General features: G+C 21.9%; 5 protein-coding genes and 1 CRISPR repeat array. All 5 genes read left to right on the top strand.

The window, feature by feature from the left end:
* Positions 1-919, top strand: a 919-nt coding sequence (locus A9758_RS07555; RefSeq protein WP_198922630.1) for a hypothetical protein, incomplete at its 5' end; no start/stop codon positions are given.
* 11 nt (positions 920-930) lie between these two features.
* A complete protein-coding gene (gene cas6, locus A9758_RS02855) occupies positions 931-1,674 on the top strand; it encodes a CRISPR-associated endoribonuclease Cas6 (protein WP_011406531.1) in 744 nt (247 codons plus the stop codon).
* Between the two features lies 1 nt (position 1,675).
* On the top strand, positions 1,676-2,197 hold the full coding sequence (gene cas4, locus A9758_RS02850) for a CRISPR-associated protein Cas4 (protein WP_011406532.1): 522 nt from the start codon (positions 1,676-1,678) through the stop codon (positions 2,195-2,197).
* A gap of 19 nt (positions 2,198-2,216) precedes the next feature.
* Complete coding sequence (gene cas1b / locus A9758_RS02845; protein WP_143740860.1) at positions 2,217-3,182, top strand: type I-B CRISPR-associated endonuclease Cas1b; 966 nt, start codon at positions 2,217-2,219, stop codon at positions 3,180-3,182.
* Between the two features lie 2 nt (positions 3,183-3,184).
* Positions 3,185-3,448, top strand: a complete 264-nt coding sequence (gene cas2 / locus A9758_RS02840) for a CRISPR-associated endonuclease Cas2 (RefSeq protein ID WP_011406534.1) — start codon at positions 3,185-3,187, stop codon at positions 3,446-3,448.
* Positions 3,449-3,571: 123 nt separating this feature from the next.
* Positions 3,572-4,199: a CRISPR direct-repeat array (repeat unit 30 nt; unit sequence AATAGAATAAGATCATAATGAAATTGAAAT).
* Positions 4,200-4,213: the final 14 nt, after the last annotated feature.

Below are 4,213 nucleotides of genomic sequence, written 5' to 3'. Positions count from 1 at the left end.
AGAATTAATTGAAAAAATAGATAATCTAAAACCTAAAGAAAGATATATTCTTGTTAGTACTCAAAGTATTGAAGCAGGAATTGATGTTAGTTTTGATTTTGTTATTCGTGATTTTGCAACAATTGATTCAATAGAACAAGTACGTGGAAGATGTAATAGGGGAAATACAGATAAAAAAGGTAATATATATTTAATTAAATTAAAAATGAATAATAAAACAACATATGAAATTATATATAATGAAGATGAATTAAAAACAAGAATAATAACATCTGAAGAATTATTTAAAGATAAAACTAATTTAAATTATGATTTTAATGATTTAAAAAAATATTATGATAATATATCTTGTAAAATAAATGAAAAAGAGATTAGTAAAGATAATACTGATGAAAAAAGTGATTTTAAAAATATAGAACGCTGGAATACTATTAAATATTCTGAATTTAAAGAAAAAAGTGGAATTAAAATAATTGATGATAGAAATGAAATAGCATTTTACATTGAAGAAAATATTTCTGAAGAAAACCTTGAAAAATACTTTGATAAAAATGAAATAAAATTCTTGAAAGAAAAAAATCTAATAAAAAATAATGCAATAAATTCCATTGATATTCTAGAATGTTATTTAGATGAAATTAAGGAAATTGAAAAAAATCAATACATAAAATATAAAATTATAACCAAACAATATGGTTCTATTATGAGTAATTTTATCATTAACACATATCGTAATGAAGCATTACTTGAAGAATATAAAAACTCAGAGTCATATCATACATATAAAGATAAATTTTACTTTTATATTATTTTGAATGAATTAATAGGTGATGATGAATCTAAAATGTATTCATTAAACTCAGGACTTAATAAGAGTTTTAAATATAGAGAAGATATTTTAACAAATCGTTTCATGTAAAGGTGTTGATTATGAGAATAGAAATATATTTAGAATCAAAAGATAAAAAAAATACATTAATTAAATATAATTATAATTATATGCTTTCTTCGGCAATATATTCAAAATTTGTTGACTTAGAATTTTTTAGAAATCTTCATGAATCAGAATCATTTAAGTTTTTTAATTTTTCAAAATTATACATCAAACATATAAATAACAGTAATTCTGAAGGATTAATAGCTAACAAAGGAAAAGTAAAATTTATATTATCTAGTCCTAATCAATATATTATAACTAATTTCTTAAGTGGATGTCTTGAAAATCCAGAACTTAGGATAGGAAAAAATATTTACAAAATAACACAGATTAAAGAAATTAAAGATCCAAAAATCCATAAAAAAGAGGAAATAAATACATTATCACCAATCATTACTAGGACAAAAGAAGAAATTGAAGGTAAACTAAAAATAAGAGATTTAGCACCATCTCCCCATTTTTTTAGAAATCTTGAAAAAAATCTAATACGGAAATATATATTATTTAACAATATAGAGAACACTAACTTAAAAGTAAATATTTCTTCAGAAATGAGATATGTGAAAGAAAAAAGAATTTTAATAGAAAAATATGGATATAAAACATACAATAGATGTTATTTAATGAACTTAAGTATTGAAGGTGATGCTGAATTAATAAAATTTGCTTATGATACAGGAATTGGTGAAAAAAATAGTATGGGTTTTGGAATGATTAAAATAAAGGAAAATAAGTAATATGGATGAATTAAATACTGATAATATTAATGGTACCAAAATAAATTACTATTTCATATGCCCTACAAAACTTTGGTTATTCTCACATAACATACATATGGAAAATAACTCTGAAGATGTTAAACTTGGAAAACATCTGCACGAAACAACATATAAACGAGAAAATGAATTTTTAATTGATAATAAAATAAATATTGACTTTATCAAAATAAATCATGAAAATAATACTACGGAAATACATGAAATTAAAAAAAGTAAAAAAATGAAAAAAGCACATAAATATCAACTATTATACTATATGAACTACTTAAAAAAAGAGAAAAATATTGAAAATATAAAAGGATACTTAAATTATCCAAATACTCGTGAAAAAGAAGAAGTCATACTAACAAAAACAAATGAAGAAGAACTTGAGAAGATAATTAAAAAAATACAAGACATAATTAAACAAGAAAAACCACCTATTGTTCAAAAGAAAAATATATGTTTAAAATGTGCATATTATGAACTTTGTTTCATATAAAAAAAGAGGAAGAAAAAGAATGGAAAATTATTACATATTAAGTGATGGTTCTTTAACAAGACATGAAAATACTATCTACTTCGAAAATAAAAATGGAAAAAATTATATTCCCATAGAAAAAGTAGATAATATCTACTGTTATGGACAAGTATCTTTAACATCCCAAGTATTACATCTACTAGCTAAAAAAAGAATACTAATTCATTTTTTTAATTATTATGGATATTATGAGGGAACATTCTATCCAAAAACAAAATTATTGGCAGGAAACGTAATTATAAAACAAGCAGAACATTATATTGACATGAAAAAAAGATTAATACTTGCAAAGAAATTTGTAAAAGGTTCTGCAGACAATATGAAAAAAGTATTATCATATTACAAATTAAAAAATAAAATAACACAAATAGAACAGGAAATAGAAAACCAGAAAACAATACCAGATTTACTAAATACTGAAGCAAGAATAAGAATTGAATATTATTCTTATTTTGATAAAATAACCAAACAACAATCATTTCATTTCGAAAAAAGAACAAAACAACCACCAAAAAATATGATAAATGCCTTAATAAGTTTTGGAAATTCATTATTATACTCAACAACTTTAAATGAATTATATAACACTCAACTTAATCCTACCATCTCATATCTTCACGAACCATTACAAAGAAGATACTCATTAACACTAGATTTGACTGAAATATTTAAACCAATTATTGTAGATAGATTAATATTCAAATTAATAAATAAGGAAATGATAACAAAAAAACACTTTAAAAAAGATGTGAATTATTGTATATTAACAAAATCTGGAAAAAATAAATTCCTTCAAGAATATGATAAAAAATTAAAAACAACATTAAAACATAGACAATTGAATAGAAATGTGTCATATAAACACTTAATACGTTTAGAAGCATATAAATTAGAAAAACATATTTTAGATATTAAAGAGTACACACCCTATAAAATAAGGTGGTAATAATGTATATAATTATAGTATATGATATTAACACAAAAAGAGTAAATAAAGTAAAAAGTTTACTACGAATGTATTTAAATTGGATACAAAACTCTGTATTTGAAGGAGAAATAAAACCAACACAATTTAAAGAATTAAAAATAAAAATAACTGAAATAATAAATAAAGATGAAGACTCAGTAATAATTTATAAAATGCCACCCACATATAAACCAGAAAAGACAATAATTGGAATTGAAAAATCACCAATAAAAAATATACTATAATTTTCTAACAAAAATTGTCGTCTAACCCTCACCTCATTTTCCAAATGAGACATCAACAAAAAACTTAATAAAAAAGAAGAATAAACAAGTAATTATAAGGAAAATAAAGAAAAAAAGTTTCCTAATAGAATAAGATCATAATGAAATTGAAATACGACACAAATGAATACAGATGCAACTCAAATTACAAAATAGAATAAGATCATAATGAAATTGAAATGGAAGAGACCATAAAAATGTATTTACGGAATATATTAATAGAATAAGATCATAATGAAATTGAAATTTTAAGTAACTCATCTGATAATTCAGTTAATGTTACAATAGAATAAGATCATAATGAAATTGAAATACTAATATCAACAAACGGAATTTCAGCACTATTTGGGAATAGAATAAGATCATAATGAAATTGAAATTAAGCATTACCATTAACAAATTTACAGTTTTCTACAAATAGAATAAGATCATAATGAAATTGAAATAAAGAACGTTTAATGATTAATTCATCTTCAGAGTCAAAATAGAATAAGATCATAATGAAATTGAAATTGATTTAGAAACATATCAATATCCATTCGAAATAGAAATAGAATAAGATCATAATGAAATTGAAATTATTTTCTAATAAATAGAGTAATGCTTCATCATTATCAATAGAATAAGATCATAATGAAATTGAAATTCAGCATCATTTACACTAGCAACAAGGGTAGGAGTTAATAGAATAAGATCATAATGAAATTGAAATAAGTAAAAAAAAAA

It is taken from the genome of Methanosphaera sp. A6 (genome assembly GCF_001729395.1).
Taxonomy (GTDB): domain Archaea; phylum Methanobacteriota; class Methanobacteria; order Methanobacteriales; family Methanobacteriaceae; genus Methanosphaera; species Methanosphaera stadtmanae.
The sequence above is the reverse complement of the archived record's forward strand: the minus strand, read 5'-3'. Positions and strand labels throughout refer to the sequence as shown.